This window comes from Terribacillus aidingensis (assembly GCF_900215625.1).
Classification (GTDB): domain Bacteria; phylum Bacillota; class Bacilli; order Bacillales; family Amphibacillaceae; genus Terribacillus; species Terribacillus aidingensis.
On sequence record NZ_OBEK01000005.1, the window covers coordinates 160,954 to 187,467 of the forward strand.

Here is a 26,514-nt window from a genome sequence, read left to right on the forward strand (position 1 = left end):
GTTTGTTTACATCCCTCTTCCCACGATTCACTAACGGCAAACTTTTCTACTAATTTCGACAAATTGGGACTTACCCTTTACATTATGGTCCTTCTTACCGATATAAAGGAAAATAATGTACAGAGGAGCTCGTCTATGAATTCAACTTTACAAGCAGTAATCAATATCGCTCCCATTATAAAAGATACACTGGGACCGACTGCAGCGATGGGCGTACTGGATACAGAGAAATTTGTCTTTTACGCTCCTTCCACGATCTTAAATCTGCCAATCAAGGTGGGGGAATCCAGGTTAGATGAACATGACATATATCGGCGTGCGATCAACGGAGAGTCAGTTCTAGACTATATAACTGACAACTATGAATATCTCGGTGCACCAGTAGTTACTTCTATTACTCCTATCCGAGATATGGAATCTGGCGAAATAGTAGGCTTGCTTTCCTTAACTCGTACGTTAGAACATCAAGAGAAACTCGACAAAGAACTAAGCAAATTAAATGCGGTAATAGATGCCTTGCAAGGAAAAGTTCAGCACGTAGCAGCACAGGCTGAGGAACTATCGGCTACCAGCAGTGATATCAATGAACAGGCAAGCAGCGCCAATCAGAATTCCCATCAAATCGGGGAAGTCGTGCAGTTAATCGAACAGATTTCCACACAGACAAACTTGCTTGGCTTAAATGCTGCCATTGAAGCAGCTCGCTCCGGTGAGGCCGGCAAAGGATTTGGTGTCGTAGCAGACGAAATTCGGAAGCTGTCTGATAACACGAAAGAAGCTGTTCAGACAATCGGCAAATCTTTATCCGAAATTCGCTCCAGCATTGAGAATTTATCTCTTAGTATCAACGAAGTATCTTCTTCTTCTGAAGAACAGTCTGTCATCATGGTTGAATTTATGGACGATATCCAATCGTTGGATGAGAAAAGCAAACAAATAATCAATACAATGAAAAATGTTACAAATCAGAAATAAGGAGGCAACAAAGATGCATCCCACAATAAAAGCAATGGTTCTTTTAGCACCTGAAATCAAGAAAAACATCGGGGATAACGCCGTCGTTGCCGTTACAGATAAAGAAAATTTTGTTTTCTTCTCCCCATCTAAAGATCTGGATGTCGGAATAAAGGTTGGCGATTTCGCTTTTACAGAAGACAATGACTTATTACGCCAAGCACTTCAAGGTGAAAAAGTGCAAGTACATATTCCGAAAGAACGTTATGGCCTTGGCATGCAAAATAATGCTAGTCCTATCCGCGATGAAAACGGTGATATAGTTGGTGTTCTGCAGATTACCAAAACATTGAAAGACGAAGAGATGCTGGATCAGCAGCTGGATGAATTGCGTGAGATTGTAAGCAGTTTGCAAGCAAAGGTTCAGCATGTCGCTGCTCAGGCGGAAGAGCTGTCCGCAACGAGCACAGACATTGATAGTCAAGCTTCTCATGCCAATAAAAATTCTAAAGAAATCAGCAAAGTTGTCCAGCTAATTGAAGATATCTCCACACAGACAAACTTGCTTGGATTAAATGCAGCGATTGAGGCTGCTCGCTCCGGCGATGCCGGGAGAGGATTCGGTGTTGTAGCAGATGAGATTCGCAAGCTTTCCATCGGAACCAAAGAAGCTGTTGGAACAATTGGTCAGTCACTTCAGCAGATTCAAACAAACATGGAAAATTTAACATTGAGTATCGGCGAAGTATCCACTTCCTCAGAAGAACAATCACGAGTAATGGTGGAGTTTATGGAAGATATAAAGAATCTTGATGACCAAAGCAATGATATCGGGGACTACATCAAAGACATTACCAAATAAAAAAACGCCTCCTATGTGGAGGCGTTTTTTTAGATAGATGTTTTTTTGTTAGAAGTAGGCGGTGTTGTTTTAGAAGTTGCAGTTGCTGCTGCAGTTGTTTTATTTCCTGCTGTTTTTGACTGAGTACCTGCACTGCTTTGACTATTTTCATTCTGGCTATCATTATCTTCATTCTTAGATTTGGTCATCGGATTATCCGATGCACTGTCAGGCTTTGCTTCCATTAGTGTATCTGTAGCTTCTTTTGCTTTGCTGCCAGCACCTTTCAAATCATCTTTTACTTCCTTCACTGTGCCAAGAGCTGACTTGGAATCTTCTTGCACATCATTTACAGAAGACATGATTTCATTTTGTGCTTTGTCATAGACATTTTTCACATCGTTTGCAGCTTCTTTTGCAAGGTCAGAAGCATCTTGAACTTTATTCATCACTTGTTCTTTTGTACCTTGCGGATCCTGTTTCGCTTCTTTTACAAAGCTAGAAACTGTATCCTTCGCAACACCGACATTTTGAAATACTTTCTGACGCGTCTGCTTGTTAAGCAACACGATTGCCGCACCAGTTACCGCCCCAGCGACTGCACCTGTTAATAATTTAGAACCTGCTTTTGCTTGCTCTTTCGTTTCTTGCTTGTCTACTGTTTGCGCTTGTGCCATTATAAACACTCCTTCGACTTTTTTGTTTGCTCTGTTGATATATGTATACCCCATTACCAACAGCCTAAACAAAAAAATATCATTATAAAGGCAGAGATCTTTTTTGTTTTTGGACGAAGTAGACCATTTCCTTGAATCCTATCTCTTTTAGACGCTGTTTTACTTTATCAAAATCTTCACCTATTCGAGAAGGAATGTGTGCATCAGAACCAAAGGAGATATCGACACCATAATGATGTGCGCGCTCCAGTATACGATCAGAAGGATACCAGCCGCCTACAGCTTTTGTCCCGCCCGATGTATTCACCTCAATTGCAACCCCAGCTTCTCCAATTACTTTCAAGGTCTGTTCAATTGCATGGTCAGCAGGAATATCTGAGAATGCAGGATAGAACCCTTTCATCGCATCAATATGTCCGAGCACTTGGAATATGCCGCTTTTAGCTGATTGCTGAATCAGGTCGTAATATCTCTCCTTCACCGCAATGTGCTCCGCTTCCGAAAGTGCGTCCCAACGACCTTGCTTGAAGATATTCACTTCATCTACATAGTGTACCGATCCAATTACATAATCGAATGGATACTTCCGGTAATAAGCAGCATATAACTCGGCATGCTGCGGAAAGAAATCACTCTCTACTCCAAGTAATACATGAATCTGATTCTTATACTTTTCTTTCAGCTGCAGCACTTCCTGCACATATGCTTCAAAGCCGCTGATCGGCATGGCGATACCAGGGTATAGCTGATCTTCATCACTATAAAAGTAGGGTGAATGATCTGCTATCCCGATATATTCCAGCCCTTTATCTATTGCTGCCTTGATATAGTCCTCAATTTCTCCTTCAGCGTGACCGCAGCGATAATGGTGTGTATGCAAGTCAAACGTCATACTCCGACTCCTTCTGCCACTTGGCTGTTTTCTTCTAAGAAATTCTTAATCAATCGATTGACGATATCCGGCTGTTCGTGATGCACCCAATGCGTCGCATCATCAATGTAAACCAATTCATAATCGGAACAGAACTTGACCGACTGCTGAGCTAATTTCTTTAGAAGAAATTGATCCTTGATACCCCAAATAATCTTCGTTGGCACATGGACCATAACAGCTTCCTTCCGGCCGTACATGCTGATGTTATTTTTCTCGGTTAGTGCGCGATACCAATTCAGCATACCTGTTAACGCACCTGGCTTGGCCCATGCCTCTTTATAGTCATCTATATCCAGCTGCGAAAACGTGCCAGGCCGACTGAATTTTGTGAGCGCCGCGCTGAGTCCGTAGTAATCATTCGCCGCCAAAGATTTTTCCGGCACATCATTCATTTGGAAAAAGGCCATATAAGAACTTTTAAACCATTGCAGCGGATTTGTTGCCATCACTTTAGGCAAGGCAGCTGGATGCGGCATATTTATAGCGATAAACTTCTCCACATTTTCCGGACGTGTGACGGCCAAGTGCCAGCCTACAGCTCCTCCCCAGTCGTGACCAATAATAATTGCTTTTTCCCGCTGAAACACTTTCATTACTGCCAGCACGTCGTCTCGAAGCTCATCCAGCACATAGCTGTCAGCTCCTTCTGGTTTTTCACTCAGGTTATAGCCGCGCTGATCTAATGCCAGAACACGGAACCCTTGCTGCGCCAGCGGAACAATCTGCTCTTTCCATCCGTACCAGAACTCTGGAAATCCATGCAGCAATATCACAAGTTTCCCATCGTTAGGACCTGCTGCAGCCATATGCAGGTTCATTCCATTCGCTTTCACTGTTATATGCTCGACTCTCATCTGGATCCTCCTCCTTTACTTTCGGGTCAAACCGTTCTGCGCCAAAGCCTGCTGCAGTGAATTATAGAAAATAACGTCTGCTATCACACGCTCACCATCCGATGCCAGCGCCATATCAGGACGAACCCCAGAAACAGCACAGTCTATTCCTAACATGCGCAGGACTTGCACCATTTGTATCAGCTTTTCCCTTGCTAAAGCTGCTGTAAAACTCGCTCCTGACATATCGATAAATAGGGTTTCGACACCTTTATCTTTACATGTCTGCGGTATGTCGGCCGTAATCAGCTCTGCCCGCCTCTCACTTATTTCTCCCACTAACGGAAAAACGCCAATTCCATTCATAATCGGAATAACCGGAGAGCTTGTCTTATTAATTACTTCTCGCTGGCTTTTGATTTTCCTGTCAATCAGCTCATAATAAAATCTTGTAAATTTATTGATAACCTCATCTAACGCACGATGCAGGTTCTTAGACCAGTGAATGACCTTTACGGGTGAGATTTCCTGCTTCCTTTCCTCTGTGAATATCTCAATAAATTCCCAAATGACGGTGCCTGATTTCCCGACCGCTTGAAGCACTTCATGGATAGGGGTATTTGTTTCAACCCGGCTGTTTGCTACTCTTTCTACCCATGTCTTCACGTTCCGGTTATACTGCTCTTCATTCTCCAAAATGGCACTAGCCACTAGATCAATCGTCATTCGGTGCTGTTTTCTAAGTTTCGCACGCATTTCATCTCCTGCATCTTCTGCATAAATGGAATCCTTATAGTCACCGAGCAAATTGATCCACTGATCCGTAATATTAGGAGCGTTATCCATGATGTATTCGTATAATGCTTCGTTTAGTCCTAGCATGCGATACCCCTTCGTATTCTTGATTTGCTTTCATTATATCGAAAGACGCTGCGCTCTTCTAATGAGAGCATATAAAAAAGAGCCTGCCGCAGCAGACTCCTTCTTTCTATCTATGTAGTAATACCCGCACATGAATGGATACCCCCCATGGTGTAACATTTCACGAACGGTTCAGCACAACTACTAACAAAGAGAGGAAACGCTCTGCTTCCACCTCCATGCATACTTGGACATTCGCAGGCTTTCCCCATTTTCCTTGGCGATCCCAAACAGTCATACCATCGCAAAATGTACTGCTGGTCTCTACTGCAACGCTGCACGCAGTCTTTTTCACTAATGTCGAATCAATCAAAACACCAATTGCAAGCGGATCATGCATCGCACAGGCCCAAATTCCATTTTGTTCATAAAATGCTTTCCGGTAAGTTGCTGTACTTTGCTTCACAAAATCATGTAAAGCTGGCTCTGTAATAGCTTTAATATGCTTCTCTGTAAGCAGAGCTTGTTTTGTCACATCCAAACCAACTTGTGTGAGATTCGGTATACCGGCTTCTAAAACGATGCTTGCTGCTTCCGGATCAGCAAACGTATTAAATTCAGCAACTGGCGTGACATTTCCAATCCCATTGATAGCTCCGCCCATGTATATTACTTCCTTAACATGGTCAGCTATAGCAGGCTGCTGCTGGATCGCCTTCGCAAGGTTGGTCAGCGGACCCGTACAAACAATAGAGACTTCACCCGGTCTTTCCATGACTTTTTCAATCATAAAACTAGATGCATCCCCAGGAGTTATTTCCCTTTCAGAGGTCACACCTTGCAATGCCCCGCCAATTCCATCTGTTCCGTGCACTTTATGTTCAAAGTGCGGCTGCCGTTTGAGCGGCGCTGCACTTCCTTTTACAACAGGAATAGAGGGCGCGTTAATTAAATCGAGCATCTTACAAGTGTTCACTGCAGCAGCTTCCAAGGAAACATTTCCGCACCCTGTTGTGATACCAATAAGATCCAGTTCCTCACTTTTGACAGCTAATAAAATCCCGATAGCATCATCAATACCTGTATCTACGTCTAAAATCAGCTTCTTCTTCATTGAACACCTCAAATCCGAACATTATTTATGTATCATATAAATCTCACCTTAATTATAAACAAAATATTCATGTAATTATATGAAAAGTTCGCAAAAAGCACAAATCCGATTGGATTTGTGCCTTCTTAAGCATATTGTATTTGTTCACGACTTAATTTCGCCTGCTTTACGGCAGTCTTTGCGCGATATAACCTGGTTTTCACTGTCGCTTTGGAAAGAGATAAAGCAGCAGCAATTTCACTTTCCCTCATATCCTCCATGTATCGGAGCATCAGCACTTCCTGGAGCTTTGGTTTCAACTTCTGAATATCTTGCTCAATTTCTTGTTTCGTTTCCCGGAGCTCTACTTCTTCTATTACAATATGCTCCAGATAATGCTGCTCCAGCTCCCAGCTGGCCAGTTCAATACTAATAAATGTACGTTTCCCCTCTTTTCGCAGCATATCAATCGCCGTCCGCGAAGCAATCGTCGCAAGCCACGCTCCTGCTTTCGAAACATCCTCCAGCTTGTCCAAATAACGATAAGCCTTCATAAATGTTTCCTGCGCCGCATCCTCTGCCATCTGCGAATCACGCAGCACCTTGTGCGCTGCATGATACACCCGCTGATGGTAGAGCGAATAGATATGCTGAAACATCGATTCCATTGCATATGCACATTCGCTAGTCACGGTTTATTCCTCCAGTTGGTTTTTGATTGATTGTGGCAGATCATCGTATTCTATTGAAAGCTGATCATTCAAATTCTGCCCTTTGTTGAGTTGTGCCGTTACATAGAATGCATTATCTTTGTGGCTGTAGTAAACAAGGTGATCAAGTATGTGTTGGATCTCATCCTTGTCATCTATCATTACTTCTTGGTCTAAAAAATAGCTCTCTAACTGAATGTTATTTACATTCTCGGGGATCAACTCAAGATCTTCATATATACCAATATCTTTTAATACGTTGATTGTATTTTTATAAGTATCGTCAAATTCTGCTAAAAGGTAGTCATTGTGTTCACTAGTGAAGAGCTCCAACTTATAAAGAGGTACTGCCTCTGTATTAACACGAGGTTCAGAAGCTTCAATATCTTTTTTGATAGCATCAATTAGTGTAAGGATTGTCTCTCTGTCAGTCACCGATGAACTACTTTTCTTAATTGCATTTGATTCGACGTCAATTTTATACACTTCTTCTGGCTTTAGGTTGAATACCGGACTGTTCGCATGCTTATAATTTGCTGATGATTCAATTTCCTTTTGCAGTCTTAATATTTCCGGATCTTCAAGTGAATACGTATAATATCTCGTTACCTTATCTCCATTCTTCAACTCGTAAGCTATAAATAAAGGATACGTATCTTCTAATTGTGATTCGTATTGTACATCACCCAAATCGATTATCCGCTTTTGAAGCTGTTGAACCAAACCTATATCATGCTTATCAGTAAAATATAACGGCTTCGTTCCTAGCGTAAACCAATCGCTGTCTTCGTAGCCGTAGCTATCACCGAAGTAGACACGCTCTACTTCACTCACATTAGGAATATTGTTTACGTACGTTCCCTTAACAAAGTACATCGTTCCAAACACTATTACTAGAAAAGCAACAAAAAATAGATATGCTTTAAAATTATTGAATACTTTCCACGTTTTTCTCAAGATTGATTCAGCTATGACAAAACCTGCTAAAGATCCTGCTATATAACCAGTAACAACCCAGCCGAAGGAGAAAGACATAGTATAGAAAAATAGCCCTCCTGCCATCATAGAGCAGAACATTACTCCATACCGGAAGAGCGGTCGCATAAAAGAATACACTACTGCTTGTGAAGTCGCTTCTAAGCTCCGATGAATATACAGCCAATTAGCAGCAATATATAATAGAATTCCTACCGCTATATAGACTGATAAAACTATCCAAGATAGTTTCATGTCACCTCTAAAAAACCAAAAGTAGCTGATAGGTGAATACTTAGCCAGTGATATATCCAGATAATATTCAACTGGAAATCCAGCGAATATCGTTCTTATATTAAAAATAAGTAAGAGCATGAAACCCGCCGGCAGAAGGACAAATATATAAGTAAGTACTAGATGCATAGAAAGCATCCCTGTGATCATCGCTGTAAAAACTGTTGCAAGAAACATAAAAAGGTTTAAGAATAGCATAATTCCTATCCAGGATAGAAGGTGTGTAATAGTAAAATATCCGCCAATTCCGGTTAAGGAATTTAAACCTAACAGAATAAGAGCATTGATCGCTACAGGTACAATGATTAAGACTGCCCCTGCCGCTAGATGTTGATGGTAAAGTGCCGACCTTCTCACCGGCAAGCTGTGAATGAAATCAGAATCCTGCTTACTGTGCAAATAGCGGAATAACAACACACCCATTAAAACAGGAACTGTGATTGATAAAATCCATTGAAACTCAGGAGTATATAAGAATAAACTACCCTTCTCCATAAATTGTCGGGCTTTTGGGTTTGAGTATTGAATAATTAGCTGCAACGGAACGATCAAGAACAACGCCAGAAAATACAGTACACTCACCCAGCCAACCTGCCTCAAATCGTATAAAATAATCTGTTTCTTAATCGAGGATGTTTTCAATGGCATAGCCAGCACCTCCCATTTCGTAGATAAAGATTTCTTCCAGTGACAATGGCAGCATGTCCAGTACGACTGGATGTTGTGCTGCGAACAGCGCTTCTACTTCGTGACGATCAGCTTTGATAATTAACAGGTGGATGCTGCCTCGTTTTTCCTGGTGAAGGATATTGAGCTTGTTCAGGAACTGCGTGTCTTGTCCCTTGCGAAGGGCAAATTGCACTTTCTGCACTTCACTCTTCATATCATCCAGATTTCGTTCGAGGATCATCTTGCCCTTATGTACAATTCCGATGTCATCACAAAGGTTCTCCATTTCTCGAAGGTTATGAGAAGAAATAAGCACCGACATATTTCTTTCGGCAACATCATTGATTAATAGTCCTTTGATTCGCTGTCTTACAACGGCGTCTAATCCGTCCAGCGGTTCATCCATGATTAAGTAATCTGGTTTGGCTGCCAACGCTAAGCAGAATGCCACTTGCCGCTGCATCCCTTTAGAGAAAGATGATACTTTTTTATTTTCAAGCTGAAATTGACTGATCAGTTGGTCATACCGCTGCTGATCCCAATTTGCATACATATCGGCATAATACTTCCCCATCTGTTTGACGGTGTATTGCGGTAAGAAATAAAGAATATCGGGCATGAAGATAATACGCTGTTTAATCTCTACGTTTTCAAATACAGCTTTCCCGTCAATAAGAACACAGCCTTTGTCTTGTTTAAGTATGCCCGCGAGTATGCGCATAATGGTTGTCTTTCCCGCCCCGTTGGATCCGAGCAGGCCATAGATTGTTCCTGGTCTTACTTGAAAACCGACCTGATCCAGCACTTGCTTTCGCTCAAATTTCTTACTGATTTCCACTGCTTTTATCATGCGTCGCTACCTCCCCCGTTTTGCAGCAAGTTCTCAACAACGCTTCGGATCTCATCGGCTGTCACTCCGACAAACAGCGCCTCTGTCAGAAGCTTTTTCAATTCTTCTTGCATATGCTTCACCTTTTGCGGATCCACTTGTGCACTAATCGCGTTCACGAAACTCCCCCGTCCTTTTACCGAATAAATCAATTCCTGATTCTCTAATTCACGGTATGCTTTCTGAATTGTATTAGGATTAATGGTCAGCTGCTGGGCGAGCTCCCTCACGGAAGGGAGTTTTTCATCTGTTTCCAGCACTTGATTAATGATCAATTCCTTGAACTTATCAACGATTTGTTCATAAATCGGCTTGCCGCTTCGCAAGTCCAGTTCAAACATGTATTCACCTCATTCGGGCTTCTGTATTAACTGTATTAGTTATAATAGTACACTTGATACATCAGAGTATACACTACCCTTTTCCAGTTGAAAAGCACTTTTACAAAATAAATAAAAAGCCAGATCATAAGATCTGACTTTTTCAAGTACTTAATATGGATCCGAGGCGCGGCTTTCTTCTTTCGCCTGTTCAACGCCTTCATCCGACGTTGTACTTCCGATCGGCCCATTACTCATATTCTGTTCGTAGTTTTTCAGTCCTTCCGCTACACGCTGGCCGTAATCCGGATCAGCTTTAGTGAAGTTCTCAATCATTTGATTTTGTATTTCTTTCTTACATGTTCCGAGTGTATTGACAAGATTCTTAATCAACTCGTCACGTTCCCAATCGTTGAGACGGCGGTATGTTTCACCCGCTTGTCCAAAATTGTTCGGTCTGTCGATCGCTTCCTTCTTCACTTCACCTTCTACATAAGGTGTATGCTCCGGGTATTTTTTAGGTGCTTCGTTCAACCCGTTCATGATAGAAGGTTCGTAATTCACATGCGGGTTCTGTCCTTTACCTGTATCAACGCGGTACTCCATTTGGCCGCCGCGCTGATTTGTTGCCACATGCTTCTTAGGTGCATTAATCGGAAGCTGTAAATAGTTCGCTCCTACCCTGTAGCGCTGTGTATCCGAGTAAGAGAATGTACGTCCTTGAAGCATCTTATCGTCGGAGAAATCCAGACCATCAACAAGTACACCTGTACCGAATGCTGCTTGCTCTACTTCAGCAAAGTAGTCTTCTGGATTGCGATCCAGCACAAGCTTACCAACTGGTACCCACGGGAATTTATCTTTGTACCACAGCTTCGTGTCATCAAGCGGATCGAAGTCTAACTCTGGATGATCGTGATCCTCCATTATTTGTACATACATTTCCCACTCTGGGTAATTACCTTCTTCAATTGCTTCATATAAATCCTGCGTCGCATGGTTAAAGTTCTTTCCTTGGATTTCCTGTGCTTCTTCCTGTGTCAGGTTTTTGATTCCTTGTACAGGCTCGAAATGGTATTTCACAAGCACCGCTTTTCCTTCGCTATTTACCCAGCGGTATGTATTAACACCGGAGCCTTGCATTTGACGATAGTTGGCAGGAATTCCCCACGGCGAAAACAAGAACGTAATCATATGCGTCGCCTCAGGAGTTTGGGAGATAAAATCGAAAATCCGCTCCCCATCTTGAACATTTGTCACTGGGTCTGGCTTGAAAGCATGGATAAGATCCGGGAATTTAACTGCATCTCGGATAAAGAAAATCTTCAAGTTGTTTCCAACCAAGTCCCAGTTGCCGTCCTCCGTATAAAACTTGATAGCAAATCCACGCGGATCACGCAATGTTTCGGGAGAATGGGTCCCATGCGTTACCGTTGAGAAACGCACAAATACTGGCGTTTTCTTCCCTTTCTCCTGGAAAAGCTTTGCCCGTGTGTACTTGCTGATTGGTTCGTCACCAAAAGAACCATACGCCTCAAAGTAACCATGTGCACCAGCACCGCGGCCATGTACGACGCGCTCTGGAACACGTTCTCTGTCAAAATGGCTGATTTTTTCGAGGAAATTATAGTTTTCTAATGTTGTGGGTCCTCGATTCCCAACTGTTCGCACATTCTGGTTGTCCGTTATGGGATGGCCTTGCCTGTTTGTTAATGTTGTGGAAGATTCGTTTTCTGTCATTTTGTCATCCAGTAAGTCTTCGTTTCCTTCCACATTTGTACCATGATAGTCTTTTTCATTTTCATTTTCACTCATGCAAAAACCCTCCTTTTACACAGATACTAGCAGTGTGTCCAGATTGGCTGTAATTTATGACGCAGTTAAAATGGAAAACGCTCCACCGGTCCCGGGAGGAAAGACGCTTTTTAAATCCATAGAAAAACCCGCTATAATCAACGATTAGAGCGGGTTTACACACAGATTAGCCGATGCCGATAATATTAAAACCTGCATCCACATAGATGACTTCACCAGTTACACCGCGGGAAAGTGCTCCCATCAAACCAGTCGTCATGTCACCAACTTCTTCTGCAGATACATTGCGGCGAAGCGGTGCTTTTTCTTCTACTTTGGAAAGGATCTCATTGAAAGATGGCACGCCTTTTGCAGCCAGCGTACGAATCGGTCCTGCCGAAATAGCATTAATACGGATATTATCCGGTCCAAGATCATTTGCTAAATAGCGGACACTTGCTTCCAATGCAGCTTTTGCTACACCCATCACGTTGTAGCCGTCCAACACGCGATCAGCACCAAGATAGCTCATTGTGACAATTGAACCGCCCTCTGCCATAAGCGGGCGCACTGCTTTTGCAACAGCCACGAGTGAATATGCACTTGTATCTTGAGCAAATGCATAACCATCACGAGAAGTATCAATGAAATCTCCGTTTAAATCTTCTTTATGTGCATGCGCTACAGAATGAACAAGTCCGTGAACTGTTGTAAACTTCTCTTTAATTTCGGCAAATGCAGATGTGATGGATTCATCATCATTTACATCACACTGGATAACTGCTGCATCCATTTCATTCTTTTCTAGCAGCTTGTTCAGTTTTTTAGCAGAACGCTCTTGGCGGTATGTAAAAATCAGCTTAGCACCCGCTGCGTGCAGCGACTGTGCAACACTCCATGCGATACTGCGGTCATTCGCAACACCCATGATGACGATATGTTTATCTTGTAATTGCAGAAAGTCCTTCAATTTTTTATTCTCCTCCTAATATGAACTATCTCGTTCACGTTTTCTACCGCTTATCATAACAGAAAACCGAAATGAAAGGAATGACACTCCTTTTCAGACAAGTAGCTCTTCTATATAATGATACTTGGTAATAAAAACCAGAAGATTGAGGTGACAGCATGTATCCGCCCCCTAATCAATCCGGCGATCTTTTTGAAGAAAGATTGCAGGAATTATATCAGCGAGGCTATATCTCTTACGAAACGTACGCATTCACCCTAGAAGGGTACCGGAAAAAAATGGCGTTTGATGCTTCCAAATCCCACTCAGCGCAGCCTGTACCTCTTACTACTACTTCCATAGAAAGGAAGTTAGCAGCTTCCACACCAGCTGCTTCTGTACATAGACCTCCTGTTCAAAAGCAAAAGAAACAAAAAACACCCGAACAAATTCGAGAACGCAATCTGACCGTCATACTCGTACTCGGAATTATTATGCTGTTCTTCGGCGGATTGTATCTTGGCACGTCAAACTGGGGTACCTTCTCTTCCTTAGGAAAAGTGCTGCTGATCAGCTTCATTCCTTTCCTGTTTGCCGGATTGAGTTTTATCAGCTACAAAGTTAAGATTCCGCAGACAGCTTTTGCCTTCTTAATACTTGCTGCTCTATTTATTCCGATTGTTATCTTCTCCGCCTCTTATTATCAGCTGTTCGGCAGCTATTTGTCGTTTGGCGGTGATGGTGCTGCTTTAGTCGGAACTGTGGCAGCATTGGGCTGTACCGCGTTGTACTATGCAGCCGCCGTACGCACGAGCTCGAAAGCATTTATTTGGGTAACTTATGCAGGTTTATCAACCACCTTTATATCGGCAATGCTGTACGTTACAACAACGTACAGCGCGTTTCTATTCTGCCTACAGCTAGCGAATTTGCTGTTACTAGTGTTTGAACGACCTATTCGTAAATCATTTCCTCTTCCATTACTGCAGCAGTATTGGCCTTATTATCTGCAGATGAAGCTTGGTACCGAAGTATTTATTACAATCGTTCTGATGAGTACCGCTGTTATCTATGATTTAACCTTACTGGTAATTGGTATTAGCGCACTCATTCTGGCAGCTAAAAACTATAGCAAGTTATACCATTTCGGTTTTATGGTATTCACTTTAATAAGCGGTGTACTGCTTTTATTGGAAATAGATTCTTACTTCAATATGTTCCTCGGACAGTTTCTCGCACTCGGCTTTACACTTGTGCTGCTATCCTGGCATTTGCCAAGATGGCTGAGGATTGCCTATGAAAGCTTGATTCATAGCATTAACGGTTTTCTTTTTATTATTTTCACATCTTTAACCGGTGCATATACATTTGATTGGGCGTATTTGCTTGGTGTCGTATTCCTATTTATTCAATACACAGTCTGGACAATATCCCAGCGTCATACCCATTACAGTTATCCCAGCACTGGATTGTTCTTCGTCATCACATATTGGCTGCTTCACATGCTGGATACGCCGATTTGGCTGCGAACGAGTATTTTTGCAGCGATGGCGTTTCTTGGCCTTGCATATTGCTATATTTGGCCAAGAAGATCCAATTATATTAAGATTTATCACAAAACTGTCAGTTGGGCAGCCGTCGGGTCAGTTATTCCGCTGCTGCTCGTAAATCACAGCTATGGCTATTATGAAGCAAACAGCTACTTGCTTATGTTAACAGCAGCTGCCGGCTTCTTCTGTTATCAAAAAGAACATCAGGACGTTGTATTGGTCAGCAAGATTATTACACCTATTAGTTTTATCGCCGCCTTGATTCTAGCCGGTTACCGACTGTATATCGAAAGCGATTATTACCAGCAGCACTTTGGTATTCCTGGCCATATGACATGCATTGCACTGATAACTGTGATAGCAGCCCTCTTATTCCGGCGTTATCACCATCAGCCGCTGTTTCTGTCATTCTTCCTGACCGGCCAAATCTTCCAGAGCTTAGCTACGATACTAGCGTTTCTAACGTGGGATTTGCCGGCACCGACAATTTCCATCGTGTCATTCATCAGTGTTATCGTGCAATTCGCTGCGTTGTATGTGTTCCGCAGAAACACATTGTGGGCATCTGTACTCGTTTCCTTGCTTCTGGCATATGGATCTCTGCAAAACCTGTTCAACATTTCAGGATCGAATACGTTAACCGCTTATGTACTATTATGCGGAGCAGCGCTGCTGGCAGTCAGCATCCTGATTGATCAGAAAGCTAAAGTTGGTTCTTTATATTTCTTCTGGTGCAGTCACATTATCAATCTATTCTCCATCATGTGGGTATTGGGCTTGCAAAGCTTTGACTCCATCCCGCCAGCATGGCTGATCGTACCATTCCTGCACCTTGCTGTTTCCGCTTCTTATACAAAGCGGACAATCGAAAAAAACACCTTTGCAAGTGCTGGTATTACTATTTTGTTTCTTATAGCCGTCACACACTTAAGCAGCTATACAGATTTGTCACATCTCATGACAATAGCAGCAGCTATTACGGCGATCTGCATAGCCGCTATTTATAAGCTTCTGCCTGGATGGCAGGCATTCTTGAGATTAAGTCTTCTAATTGTATATAATGTAGTTCTTTTGTTTGCAGTGGCTGAGCTTACCGTTTTGTTTTCGTGGGAAATCGTCCTGCTCTCAATCGTTATCGGCGTTGTTGCTATTTACCAGCAGCATCATTGGCAGCGAATAATCCTGTCTTCTATCACCTTGCTTTTGCTTTTAGCCATTTCGCTCCTGTACGGAACAATTGGAGAGGAAATCCGCACAGCATACTTACTGCTTGCAGGTGCTGTCGCATTAATTGCAACGAGCTTTACGCAATATCAATCGGTTATAGCCGAAAGCGATGCTAAGTTTATATGGGAAAGAGCAGATATCTACCGTATCGGTGCCGTCGTTTATACAATCGTCGGCAGTCTGACAGGCGTCATGGCCTATCAATCAGGCTGGGCTGAGGTACTGTTCAGTCTGACAGTTCCGGCAATGTTATTTGCCATTAGCGTCAATACACACCCAAGGTCTGAGAGGCGTTATGTCAGGTTCGGAGCATTGTTCGCTTGTCTCTATCCGTATATGCTGCTATTGCAAAACCTTCCTATTAGTCCGTACCTTTTAACAGAGCTTTATGTTGTACCAATTGCATTGCTGGTGCTCATCATCTTACGGGTCTTCTTCTACGACCCAGACGTAACACCGCATATTGAGCTGATTTTACTGGCCATCGGATTTGGTATTCTTGTTCTGGATGGATTAGCAAGTATGACAATTTACGATGCTATATCGTTAGGAAGCATTTCTTTACTCGCTGCAATTGTCGGTTTTATACGAAAGTACCGAGCTTACTTCCTCACAGGAACGATTACAGTTGTCTTCAATCTATTTTTCCAAACACGCCCATTATGGGGAAGTGCACCATGGTGGCTCTACTTGATTGGTGCAGGCTTCTTGTTAATCGCATCTGCAAGTTATATAGAATATCAGAAACATAAACACGCCCGTACAGCGGAATCTATACTTCAAGCAGGTAAGTCAAAATGGAAGCAATGGCTGGAAAAATATAAGTAAAGAAAGTTATTGCCGAGATTCAATGCTGTGTTTTACTAATTTTACAAATGCTGCATTTAAAGTTGGAGAAACACATATTAAGAGCCTTGCAAAACAAGATTAATTCATCCCAAAAGCGAACGATTAACTCATCCATACTTGTTTAATGCAGTCCTCCGACGGCTGCCGCCCGCAGGAAAGCGGAGTGTATTTCCGAAGCGGTGCTCTTAACTTAGTTTCCATGCAAAAAATCCAAACAATGCTACTGTTGTTTGGATTTTTGTATAGCTTAAACAGTTATGTTCCAGTCTCTTTACATTTAGTAAGATTCTATTGTCACTTTATTAGCTTGCTTGATTTTCACTTGTTCACCTTCTCGGAAAATAACTTTTTCTGCCGCTCCCAGGTTAGTGAATACGATTGGTGTTATCACAGACGGGACAAGCGGTTTAATCTTTTCTAAATCCGCTTTAAATAACTTTTGACCGACAGTTATTCGCTCTCCTTCTTTTACGAAAACCTCCAAGCCAGCACCTTTCAAATTGACTGTTTCCAAACCGATATGAATCAGCATTTCCCGGCCATTAACTGCTTGCAGACCGATTGCATGCTTTGTCGGAAAGACATTGATCACTTTTCCGTTAATCGGCGAAACAACAGTTCCATCTATCGGTTCAATAGCAAACCCGTCTCCCATTAACTTTTCAGAGAAAACGATATCCGGTACATCTTCTAAAGCGCGAAGTGTTCCGGACATCGGAATAACAAAGACATGCGCACCTGGGTCATTATCAAAGGGACGCTTTATCACATCCTCTTTTGAGTTGGCCACTCCCTGTGTTTGCACAGCTTCTGCTAGTGTTCTCGGTGTCTTCCCGAGAATAATATCCTGTATCTGCTCTTTCAAGCCTTCTGATTTTGGGCCAAAGATAGCTTGTATGTTATTGCCCACTTCCATTACACCAGCTGCCCCCAGTTTTCTCAGTGCTTCTTTATCAACATTATTCTTATCGTTAACCGTGACACGAAGACGAGTAATACACGAATCCAAGTGCTTAATATTTTCTTTATCACCCATTGCTTCCAACACATGATAAGCGAATGTACCTGAATGAGATCTGCTTCTAATTGGCTCTTTCTCGTCTGCTTTTTCACGGCCTGGTGTCATGAGATTGAATGTACGGATTGCGAAACGGAATCCGCAGTAATAAATAATTGCAAATACGAAACCAACCGGAAGGATAAGCCACCAATCCGTCCGATTTGGCAAGATGCCGTAAAGAAAGAAATCTATAAATCCACCAGAAAAAGTCATCCCGATTTTGACGTTAAGCATGTGCATTGCCATAAAGGAAAGACCAGCAAACACACAATGTACCGCGAACAGCAGCGGTGCCACAAACAAGAAGGAGAACTCAAGCGGTTCTGTTATACCTGTCAAGAAGCTGGTCAATGCTGCGGAACCCATCAGACCAGCGACTATCTTTCTTCTTGCAGGACTTGCTTCGTGATAGATAGCCAAAGCTGCTGCTGGTAAACCAAACATCATGAATGGATATTTACCCGTCATGAATGTACCTGCTGTCAGCTCTGATCCGTCTCTGATTTGTTCCATAAAGATTCGCTGATCACCGCGAATTACTTCTCCAGCTGAGTTTGTATAACTGAAAAACTCATACCAGAACGGTGAATAGAAAATATGATGTAAGCCGAATGGAATCAATGCACGCTCTATGACACCAAATATGAAGGCGGTCAGTGTCAAATTCGAAGACAACAGCCCGTTCGAAAAGCTGTTTAACACTTGCTGGATTGGCGGCCAAACGACTAGCATTGCTACACCGAGCACCAAAGCAGCAAGTGATGTGACAATTGGTACGAATCGCTTTCCGGCAAAGAAACCTAGGTATTGCGGTAATTCAATTTTGTAAAATTTGTTGAACATGACAGCTGCCAGTACGCCGACAATAATACCTCCGAATACGCCCGTTGCGAGCGTAGGTATGCCCAGCATCATCGTGTACGCTGGGTGATTCCCACTAAAGAATGACGCGCGCTCTATGCTGTCAGAAGGAATGACTCCATTGGCGATTAGCACAGCGCTCATTGTGACGTTCATAATCAGATAACCAATGATTGCCGCAATACCCGCTACACCGTCTCCATTGGTGAGTCCAATCGCTACCCCTACAGCAAACAACAAAGGCAAATTAGCAAAGACGATATCTCCGGCACTTTGCATAACGGTGGCGATCAGCTGCACCCAGGAACTGTTCAAGAATTCAACAGCCATTAATAAATCCGGATTTTGCAGCGCATCCCCTAACGCGAGTAAAATACCTGCAGCCGGCAAAATGGCAACAGGAATCATAAGCGCCCGACCTATCTTCTGCAAGATGCCGAATGCATTTTTCATCCTTACACCTCCAAGATAATACTGATTTGATAACGTTTACATAAGGTCGTGAAAAAAGACACGAGAGATAAAATAAGTAACACAAAAAGAATTAAATTCTTCTTGTGCATTCTTTTATCCTCATGCCTAATCAAATAAGTTACACGTATAAATACCATGCACATTATATTTTATTGGTCAAACGGTACAAATGCAAAGTGAGATAGACCGCCTCTGCTTCTTGTACTGGACGTCTTAACGTTTGCTGTAATATTTTGACTAGCTTCCAGGCAGTATTATAGCACAATGGATATTCTGTTTTCAATAGATTCAAGATCTTTTCCGGTTCCCGAACTTGCTCTCCTTGCTGTACCCGGTCGATTGTAAACCGAATATGCCGCACAAGCCGGATGTAATGGATGCTTTCCCGGTCCACTGTAATAGCTAGACTGTCTTCAATCACCTTAAACATCATTGCAATCAGTCTCGTATATTGACTTAATTCCCCTACCGGCTGATTGATACAAGCGCTGTGGATATGCAGAGCGATAAAACCAACTTCTCCCTCAGGAAGCTGGATGCCAAGCCGATTATTCAGAAGTGTTACCGCCTCACTCGCTACTTTGTATTCCTTCGGGTAAATGAACTTCGTTTCTACGGCGAATGGATTTTTAATATCAAGTCCTTGCTCCAGACGTTTCATTGCAAAGGCCAAATGATCAGTCAAGCCAATGTGGATATGTTCGTTCAGCGGCTGATCCATTTGCTCTGCGATCATATAAATTACATCATTCATTACTGCTACCAGCTCTTCGTCAATATGATCCAGTATTTGTTTGTAGCTTGTTTGCTCTTTCTCATCCTGCAGGACAAACAACTTTTCGAATTCGCCATCTTCCAATTCGCTTCCGGTCTTTTTGCCAAAGCCTACACCTTTGCCAATCAGCACGACCTCCTTTTCTTCCTGGTTAATGGCAATGAGTACATTATTATTTAGCACCTTTTGCACAGAAAAGGTTCTCCCCATAAGCTATCTCCTTTATGATTTCTATTGCTATTGTAGTAGATATTTAGTCCTTTGTATAACGTTTTGTATCCGCTTTCTTTCCGGTTCAGAAGAAGTGTATAGCTCATTTCGCTATACACGCTTTATACTGGTTCAGGAACCGATCTATGCAATAATAAATCTGCAAAATTTCGTGTAATTGGCAGTGCATCATCCAAGCTGCGGGATGTTCCATATGCATAAAGGAATGGACTATGCTTCTTTTTCTTAATCGCCACACGGCAGCTGGCTTCTTTATACTTGTCCCGGACATCCATGCATGCCAGCAGCTGATCAAACGTCAAAATCGCAATTTCTCCGCCTAAGAGGTCTTTTTTGCTGCAAATTAGCACAAATAACTGCTTTCGCTCTTCTGCCGACCATTGCAGCAGCCGATCGCGCTCTTCCTCTGAAAAACGGAAGTTCCATGTACTTGTTGCACTCGTTGCATACTTGGAATACACCTTCATCCGGTTTGCACCAGTTTCTAATTGGTAAACGCGCCTTTCCTTACTTTCTTCAATTAGAGCAGGCACAATCTGCATGGATACGAGCTTAGAAAGGAAGGCACCATAATAATAATCGTATTTGTTTAACATGCTGTTCTTACTCCTGTCTGTGTTATGTCAACAGTATAGCATGTCTGCAAGACCTTTTGGCAGATGTCTTGTTACAATTGGTAACTCGGTTACGAATGAGCATTTTGTTTGCTACCTTTTTCACAACTGTCTAGAATAAAGTCCATACAAGAGGAGGCATCATAACTTATGAATGAAAAATATGCACCACTTTTCGAAGACTTAACACTGCCAAATGGCGTTACATTAAAAAATCGGTTCGTACTTGCTCCGATGACACATTATGCATCAAACCCCGACGGTACGATTTCCGATCAGGAGCTCACATATATTGCACAGCGCTCTAAAGACATTGGAATGGTTATCACTGCTGCATCTAACGTATCTGACAGCGGTAAAGCATTTCCCGGACAGCCATCTATCGCGCACGATACAGATATTCCTGGATTAAAGAAACAAGCAGACACAATCAAAGCAGAAGGCGCCAAAGCAATTATCCAGCTGCATCACGGCGGCCGTGAAGCGGTAGCTGAACTAGTACCAAATGGTGACATTGTTGCGCCAAGTGCCGTTGAGAAAGAAGGTACGGCAACTCCGCGCGCATTAGAACCAGCCGAAATTGAACAAATCATCGCAGACTTCGGTGAAGCTGCACGCCGTGCGATTGAAGCAGGCTTTGACGGTGTTGAGATTCATGGAGCAAACGGTTATATTATCCAGCAGTTCTTTTCACCATTTTCCAACCGCCGTGAAGATGAATGGGGCGAACGTCTGCGCTTCCCATTAGCAGTCATTGACAAGGTGAAAAAAGCAGTAGAAAAACACGGATCAAACGACTTCATCATCGGCTACCGCTTCTCTCCAGAAGAACCAGAGACGCCTGGATTGACGATGAAAGAAACATTTGAACTAATGGATGCGCTTGTGGAACAGCCGCTGGACTACCTGCATGTATCGCTAATGGATTTCCACTCCACAGCACGTCGCGGAGCAGACACAAATGCCAAGCGTATCGACTTGCTGCAGGAGCGCATCAACGGACGTATTCCTTTGATTGGTGTCGGCTCCCTTTATTCTGCTGAGGATGTTGCTGCAGCAAAAGCAACAGATGTACCGCTTATTGCACTGGGCCGTGAGATGCTGATTGATCCAGCATTTGCTACGAAGCTTAAAGAAGGCCGCGAAGACGAGATTATCCGTTTAATCGATCCTGCCCGCGAAGATCGTCACGGTATCCCTGAACAACTATGGAAAATCATCCTCCAAATGAAAGGCTGGGTTCCGACAAAAGCAGAGTAATAGCGACTAGGATTACTTTATGCTTTAATGGAAGAAAAGCTTCGAAGGAGAGAGTTACCATGGCAAAGATATCAGCACTTGTCCTTAAACCAGAAAGAGACTTTCAAGCCAAGTCCGTACCAGCAGACCCGCAAGGCATTCAAAAATTTGTCGGCGGTTCGCCAATCATGACTAGATTAACAGACGGCATTGTCGTTGTAAGCAATGAAAATGCAACGGAAGAAGATCCTTTGAATTTCACGATTTTCCAGCGTCATCATGATCATGTTCATGAATTAGGCAAGCTATATAGTGACGCTGTATTTGCAGCAGAATCTGATCAAGGCCTTACCAGCCTTGATAAAGATCAAAAACAGCTTGTGAAAAACTGGTTCCAATTTGGACGTGACAAGTTATTGCTTGATGAATAAAACGAAAAGCCCTGCCAGATCATACTGGCAGGGCTTTTCTTATGTTAGCCGACTCTCTACAAAACGCTTGATTCGTTTCATTGCTTCTGTCAGCTGTTTCATCGAAGTTGCATACGAGCAGCGAATATAACCTTCACCGCTCTCACCAAATACATTTCCTGGTACGACAGCTACTTTCTCCTCCATTAACAAAGCCTCGGCAAACTCTTCCGAAGACAAGCCTGTTTCCTTGATCGATGGGAAAATATAAAATGCTCCGCCTGGCCTGTTCGTCATCAAGCCCATTTCTTCAAAGGCAGTCATAACAAAGTTCCGGCGCTGGCGGTAGCTTTTTTTCATCTGTTCTACACTTGCCGAGCCGCTGCGAAGTGCTTCCACTGCGCCATACTGCGCCATCGTCGGCGCGCACATGATGGTGTACTGATGGATCTTTGTCATCGCTTGAATCAATGCGGCCGGGCCTGCAGCATATCCCAGACGCCAGCCGGTCATAGCAAATGACTTGGAGAAACCAGAGATAAGGATCGTGCGTTCATGCATATTTGGTAAACTCGAAAAACTGACATAGCCTTCGTCATAGCTGAGTTCTGCATAAATTTCATCCGATAAAACGAGCAAATCATGTGTTTGGATTAAATCTGCAATCGGCAATAGCTCTTCCCGGCTCATCATGGTGCCAGTCGGGTTATTGGGATTACATAAAATAATAGCCTTCGTTTTTTTCGTAATGCTATTTGCCAATTCTTCCGGCTGCAGTTTGAATTCATTGGCTGCTTGCGTTCCAACAGAAACCGGCACTCCACCCGCAAGCGTAACTGCAGACGCATACGCTACAAAACAAGGTTCCACAATGATTACTTCATCGCCTGGATTCAAAATTGCCCGCAATGCAATATCAATCGCCTGACTTGCACCTACTGTTACAATCACTTGATCCTCTGCCCGATAAGGAACAGCGTAAGCAGACTGCAAGTATTCTGCAATCAATCCCCGCAATTCAAGCAGTCCCGCATTAGCGGTATAAGCTGTGTAGCCTTGTTCCAATGAGTGATAACTAGCTTCAATCACATTCCAAGGCGTAACAAAATCCGGTTCTCCTACACCTAAAGAAATAACGTTCTCCATCGTCGAAGCTAAATCGAAGAAGCGGCGGATTCCGGAAGGCTTAAGCGAATCGACATGCTCCGCAATAAAGCGGCTTGTATCCGAACTCATGGGCTCACCGGCATTCTGCGGTCGTTATCGTCATCCTCACCGAAAATAATGCCATCATGTTTGTACTTCTTCAGAATAAAATGCGTTGTCGTCGAAATAACTGTATCCAAAGTGGATAGTTTCTCCGATACAAAGCGTGCAACTTGTGACATCGTTTTCCCTTCTACTGAGACAGACAAATCATAAGCGCCTGACATCAAGTACACAGCTTTCACTTCCGGGAAACGATAAATGCGTTCGGCAACATCATTAAACCCTTTTCCTCTTACAGGGGTCACCTTTACATCAATCATTGCCGTTACGCCTTCATACCCGAGTACATCCGTCCAATCAATCAGCGTAGAGTAACCGTGTATGATTTGCTGGTCCTCGAATTTCTGAATTGCCCGCTCCACTTCCTCCGGTGAAAGCTCCACCATGCGGGCGATTGTATGTACATCCATTCTCCCATTCTTTTCTAACAACTCTAATATCTCTATTTCTTTTCTATCCACTTTAGTCACTCCTTACTCTTTTATAATGTAAGCCCTATTCTATCTGAAATATAAGATAAGAGAAACCGAAAACGGATACATGCGTACGCATCTAACCAATAATAATTCGTTCCTCCGGATTTCGTACAGCAGTGGTTTTGGTGCGAAAAGCCAGTGCAAATGCAATCGTAATCGGGCCAACTCTTCCCATGAACATAAGAATGGATAGCAGCATTTTTCCTGGTTCTGTCAGTTCCGTCGTTAATCCAAGCGACATGCCTACTGTGCCAAAGGCAGAAAGTACTTCAAAAGCAATGATGTTAAGGCCGAAACCTGTTTCCGTTAGGGAGAGCAGGAATACGAACACCGAGACAAGCAAAACAGAGTATGTGGTGATGGAAAAAGCCCGGAATACTAAATCCAAAGGCAGTCTCCGGTTGCTCATATTTACTTCCTGCCTGCCTTTAATCAATGCCCATACTGCTAACAGCAGGATAGCAAAGGTCGTGACCTTAATACCGCCTGCAGTCCCCCCTGTTCCGCCGCCAATAAACATGAGCGCCATGGTCACGAGCTGCGAACCAAGTGATAAATCTCCTGTATTTAAAGAGTTAAAGCCCGCTGTCCGAGGGACAACACCATGAAAGTAAGAAGCAAGCAGCTTATCTTTTAAAGAAAAGTTTCCAATCGTAGCTGGATTGTTGTACTCCAAAACAAAGATAGCTGCTGTTCCGGCAATTATCAGAATAGCTGTCATCCACAGAACTACTTTCGTATGCAGGGTAATCCGCTTCTTTGTTTTTACTTTCTGGAAAAGATCCGCTATTACAATGAAACCAGCTCCGCCTAAAATCAGCAGTGACGTAAGTGTTACATTAACAGTTATATCACCTGTAAATGCCGTCATGCTGCTAAAATCACCCATAATATCGAAACCAGCATTATTGAATGCAGAAATAGAGTGGAACAGCCCATAGTAGAAGGACTTCGGATAGCCAAACCGATCTCCCCAATGCAACCCGAGAATGACCGTTCCAATCAGCTCACAAATCACTGCAAACAAAATCACAAAACGTACCATACGGACGATGCCCTCATAGGAATCTTGATTCAGCGATTCTTTGACTAGATGACGCTCTTCAAAGGTTATATTGCGCCGGAGCAATAAAGCAATAAAAACCGTCAGTGTCATGAATCCTAATCCGCCAACTTGAATAAGACATAACAGCACGATTTGGCCAAATAGTGTAAAAGTTGTCTTGGTATCCGCCACTACCAGCCCTGTCACACTGACAGCAGACGTAGCTTCAAACAAAGCATCTACAAAAGACAGGTGATGTCTGTCAGCAGTAGCAAACGGGAGCATCAATAAAAACGTTCCTAACCCAATTAATACAAGGAACCCTAAAGCAAAGAATTGCGGCGGATTAATTTTAATACGCTGAAACAATTTGCGGCTTTTTGTCACCATGTTTATACAGATCCTTTTATCAAATTTTTCATCTACTTCTAACTTATACTACAACTTCGCTCAATTTGGTACTGAAAAAAAGATGATTCTATTTATGTTATACTCGTAGCGAAATGAAGAAAAAGGATGTTCGATATGCACATAGCAGTAATAGGAGCAGGAATAGCAGGATCGGCGACTGCTTACCAACTTGCGAAAACAGGCATGCAAGTAACCGTCATCGATCGTTTTGATACAGGACAAGCTACAGACGCCGCAGCAGGAATTGTCTGCCCATGGCTGTCACAGCGCCGAAATAAGGATTGGTACCGGTTAGCGAAAGGCGGCGCCAGTTACTACCCCCAACTTATCGAGGAGCTGCGTCAAGACGGTGAAGAAGAAACAGGCTACGCTCGTGTAGGCGCAATTAGCTTACATCATGATCAAAAAAAACTGGACGGAATGCGGGAACGGGCAGAAAAGCGGAAAGCTGACGCCCCGGAAATCGGCACCATTACACAGCTTGAAGAAGCGGCCGCACGCAAGCTGTTTCCGATGCTTGCACCTGGCTACGGCGCTGTCCATGTCAGCGGAGCAGCACGGGTTGACGGCAGAGCATTACGGAACAGCTTACACCGAGCAGCAAAAAAACACGGAGCCCGTTTTATCCAAGCTGAGGCAGCATTGTCGTTAAACGATGGAAATATAGCCGTGACAGCAGACAATGAAGTACTTTTGCCTGATCATGTCATTGTTACAGCAGGCGCTTGGGCAAAGCAGCTGTTAAAGCCATTAGGCTATAATCTGCAAGTCAGCTTTCAGAAAGCGCAAATTTGCCACTTGCAGCTAACAGACACACAAACAGCTGAATGGCCAGTTATTATGCCGCCTAATGATCAATACTTGCTGGCATTTCCAGATGGTAAAATCGTTGCTGGTGCGACACATGAAAATGACACCGAGATGGATACGCGCATTACAGCAGGCGGTGTTCATGAAGTATTAAACAAAGCATTCCAAGTAGCTCCGGGACTGGAACAAGCAGGCTTAGCCGAAACAAGGGTCGGCTTCCGCCCATTCACCCCAGGTTTTCTGCCGGTATTTGGCCAAATGCCAGGTCACGATAATTTGCACGTTATTAATGGCTTAGGAGCATCAGGTCTTACAATGGGACCTTATATCGCTTCTCAGCTTGCGAAGCTCGTGCTGGGCGAAGAACCAACGATTGACGTCTCTGCTTATAATCCGGAAATAGCCCTAACATAAATAAGA

Annotated in this window: 22 protein-coding genes and 1 pseudogene; 6 read left to right on the forward strand and 17 right to left on the reverse strand. The window is 43.2% G+C overall.

The features are described from left to right. Nucleotides 1–642 precede the first annotated feature (642 nt). A pseudogene (locus CRO17_RS18090) lies at nucleotides 643–975 on the forward strand (methyl-accepting chemotaxis protein); the annotation flags it as partial. A 13-nt stretch (nucleotides 976–988) separates the two neighbouring features. After that, nucleotides 989–1,816, forward strand: coding sequence for a methyl-accepting chemotaxis protein (locus CRO17_RS15250; RefSeq protein WP_179637128.1), 828 nt, complete (start codon nucleotides 989–991; stop codon nucleotides 1,814–1,816). Between the two features lie 29 nt (nucleotides 1,817–1,845). Here the strand turns inward: CRO17_RS15250 and CRO17_RS15255 are convergent, their stop codons facing one another. The 11 genes from CRO17_RS15255 to fabI all read right to left on the reverse strand — a co-directional run bounded on the left by CRO17_RS15255 (nucleotide 1,846) and on the right by fabI (nucleotide 12,814). Then, nucleotides 1,846–2,472 (reverse strand): hypothetical protein, encoded by a 627-nt coding sequence (locus CRO17_RS15255; RefSeq protein WP_097043339.1) that lies wholly within the window; start codon nucleotides 2,470–2,472, stop codon nucleotides 1,846–1,848. An 82-nt stretch (nucleotides 2,473–2,554) separates the two neighbouring features. Then, nucleotides 2,555–3,364, reverse strand: coding sequence for a histidinol-phosphatase (locus tag CRO17_RS15260; protein WP_097043340.1), 810 nt, complete (start codon nucleotides 3,362–3,364; stop codon nucleotides 2,555–2,557). Further along, complete coding sequence (locus tag CRO17_RS15265) at nucleotides 3,361–4,260, reverse strand: alpha/beta fold hydrolase (protein WP_097043341.1); 900 nt, start codon at nucleotides 4,258–4,260, stop codon at nucleotides 3,361–3,363. Before CRO17_RS15265 ends, CRO17_RS15260 begins: the two co-directional genes overlap by 4 nt. Before the next feature lie 15 nt (nucleotides 4,261–4,275). Further along, on the reverse strand, nucleotides 4,276–5,121 hold the full coding sequence (locus CRO17_RS15270) for an RsbRD N-terminal domain-containing protein (protein ID WP_097043342.1): 846 nt from the start codon (nucleotides 5,119–5,121) through the stop codon (nucleotides 4,276–4,278). A 160-nt stretch (nucleotides 5,122–5,281) separates the two neighbouring features. After that, nucleotides 5,282–6,214, reverse strand: a complete 933-nt coding sequence (locus tag CRO17_RS15275) for a nucleoside hydrolase (protein ID WP_097043343.1) — start codon at nucleotides 6,212–6,214, stop codon at nucleotides 5,282–5,284. Between the two features lie 125 nt (nucleotides 6,215–6,339). Then, nucleotides 6,340–6,885 (reverse strand): RNA polymerase sigma factor, encoded by a 546-nt coding sequence (locus tag CRO17_RS15280; RefSeq protein ID WP_097043344.1) that lies wholly within the window; start codon nucleotides 6,883–6,885, stop codon nucleotides 6,340–6,342. A 3-nt stretch (nucleotides 6,886–6,888) separates the two neighbouring features. Beyond that, nucleotides 6,889–8,820, reverse strand: a complete 1,932-nt coding sequence (locus CRO17_RS15285; RefSeq protein ID WP_097043345.1) for a DUF6449 domain-containing protein — start codon at nucleotides 8,818–8,820, stop codon at nucleotides 6,889–6,891. Beyond that, complete coding sequence (locus CRO17_RS15290; RefSeq protein ID WP_097043346.1) at nucleotides 8,795–9,691, reverse strand: ABC transporter ATP-binding protein; 897 nt, start codon at nucleotides 9,689–9,691, stop codon at nucleotides 8,795–8,797. The genes CRO17_RS15285 and CRO17_RS15290 overlap by 26 nt, the downstream gene beginning before the upstream one ends. Next, on the reverse strand, nucleotides 9,688–10,071 hold the full coding sequence (locus CRO17_RS15295; RefSeq protein ID WP_097043347.1) for a GntR family transcriptional regulator: 384 nt from the start codon (nucleotides 10,069–10,071) through the stop codon (nucleotides 9,688–9,690). Before CRO17_RS15295 ends, CRO17_RS15290 begins: the two co-directional genes overlap by 4 nt. A 150-nt stretch (nucleotides 10,072–10,221) precedes the next feature. Further along, the gene (gene katX / locus CRO17_RS15300; protein WP_425444474.1) at nucleotides 10,222–11,790 is read right to left on the reverse strand and encodes a catalase KatX; all 1,569 of its coding nucleotides are present in this window, start codon (nucleotides 11,788–11,790) and stop codon (nucleotides 10,222–10,224) included. A gap of 241 nt (nucleotides 11,791–12,031) precedes the next feature. Continuing rightward, complete coding sequence (fabI, locus tag CRO17_RS15305) at nucleotides 12,032–12,814, reverse strand: enoyl-ACP reductase FabI (RefSeq protein ID WP_097043349.1); 783 nt, start codon at nucleotides 12,812–12,814, stop codon at nucleotides 12,032–12,034. 158 nt (nucleotides 12,815–12,972) lie between these two features. Between fabI and CRO17_RS15310 the strand changes: the two genes are divergently transcribed. Next, nucleotides 12,973–16,398 (forward strand): hypothetical protein, encoded by a 3,426-nt coding sequence (locus CRO17_RS15310; RefSeq protein ID WP_097043350.1) that lies wholly within the window; start codon nucleotides 12,973–12,975, stop codon nucleotides 16,396–16,398. A 298-nt stretch (nucleotides 16,399–16,696) separates the two neighbouring features. Here CRO17_RS15310 and ptsG read toward each other — a convergent pair whose 3' ends face one another. The 3 genes from ptsG to CRO17_RS15325 form a co-directional block, all read right to left on the reverse strand. Beyond that, a complete protein-coding gene (gene ptsG, locus CRO17_RS15315) occupies nucleotides 16,697–18,793 on the reverse strand; it encodes a glucose-specific PTS transporter subunit IIBC (protein ID WP_097043351.1) in 2,097 nt (698 codons plus the stop codon). 163 nt (nucleotides 18,794–18,956) lie between these two features. Further along, nucleotides 18,957–19,799, reverse strand: a complete 843-nt coding sequence (gene glcT, locus CRO17_RS15320; protein ID WP_097043352.1) for a glucose PTS transporter transcription antiterminator GlcT — start codon at nucleotides 19,797–19,799, stop codon at nucleotides 18,957–18,959. 122 nt (nucleotides 19,800–19,921) lie between these two features. Then, nucleotides 19,922–20,416, reverse strand: a complete 495-nt coding sequence (locus tag CRO17_RS15325) for a hypothetical protein (protein ID WP_097043353.1) — start codon at nucleotides 20,414–20,416, stop codon at nucleotides 19,922–19,924. Nucleotides 20,417–20,584: 168 nt separating this feature from the next. Between CRO17_RS15325 and CRO17_RS15330 the strand changes: the two genes are divergently transcribed. Both CRO17_RS15330 and CRO17_RS15335 read left to right on the forward strand, forming a co-directional pair. Next, the gene (locus CRO17_RS15330) at nucleotides 20,585–21,694 is read left to right on the forward strand and encodes an NADH-dependent flavin oxidoreductase (protein WP_097043354.1); all 1,110 of its coding nucleotides are present in this window, start codon (nucleotides 20,585–20,587) and stop codon (nucleotides 21,692–21,694) included. 59 nt (nucleotides 21,695–21,753) lie between these two features. After that, nucleotides 21,754–22,104: a DUF3846 domain-containing protein gene (locus CRO17_RS15335; protein ID WP_097043355.1), complete on the forward strand. Its 351-nt coding sequence runs from the start codon at nucleotides 21,754–21,756 to the stop codon at nucleotides 22,102–22,104. Between the two features lie 39 nt (nucleotides 22,105–22,143). Here CRO17_RS15335 and CRO17_RS15340 read toward each other — a convergent pair whose 3' ends face one another. The 3 genes from CRO17_RS15340 to CRO17_RS15350 form a co-directional block, all read right to left on the reverse strand. Beyond that, nucleotides 22,144–23,319 carry an aminotransferase gene (locus CRO17_RS15340; RefSeq protein WP_097043356.1) on the reverse strand — a complete coding sequence of 392 codons (1,176 nt, stop codon included), beginning with the start codon at nucleotides 23,317–23,319 and terminating at the stop codon, nucleotides 22,144–22,146. Further along, a complete protein-coding gene (locus CRO17_RS15345; RefSeq protein WP_425444470.1) occupies nucleotides 23,316–23,822 on the reverse strand; it encodes an Lrp/AsnC family transcriptional regulator in 507 nt (168 codons plus the stop codon). The genes CRO17_RS15340 and CRO17_RS15345 overlap by 4 nt, the downstream gene beginning before the upstream one ends. 82 nt (nucleotides 23,823–23,904) lie before the next feature. Further along, on the reverse strand, nucleotides 23,905–25,263 hold the full coding sequence (locus CRO17_RS15350; protein ID WP_097043358.1) for a TrkH family potassium uptake protein: 1,359 nt from the start codon (nucleotides 25,261–25,263) through the stop codon (nucleotides 23,905–23,907). A 135-nt stretch (nucleotides 25,264–25,398) separates the two neighbouring features. Between CRO17_RS15350 and CRO17_RS15355 the strand changes: the two genes are divergently transcribed. Next, complete coding sequence (locus CRO17_RS15355; RefSeq protein WP_245864812.1) at nucleotides 25,399–26,508, forward strand: NAD(P)/FAD-dependent oxidoreductase; 1,110 nt, start codon at nucleotides 25,399–25,401, stop codon at nucleotides 26,506–26,508. Nucleotides 26,509–26,514 lie beyond the last annotated feature (6 nt).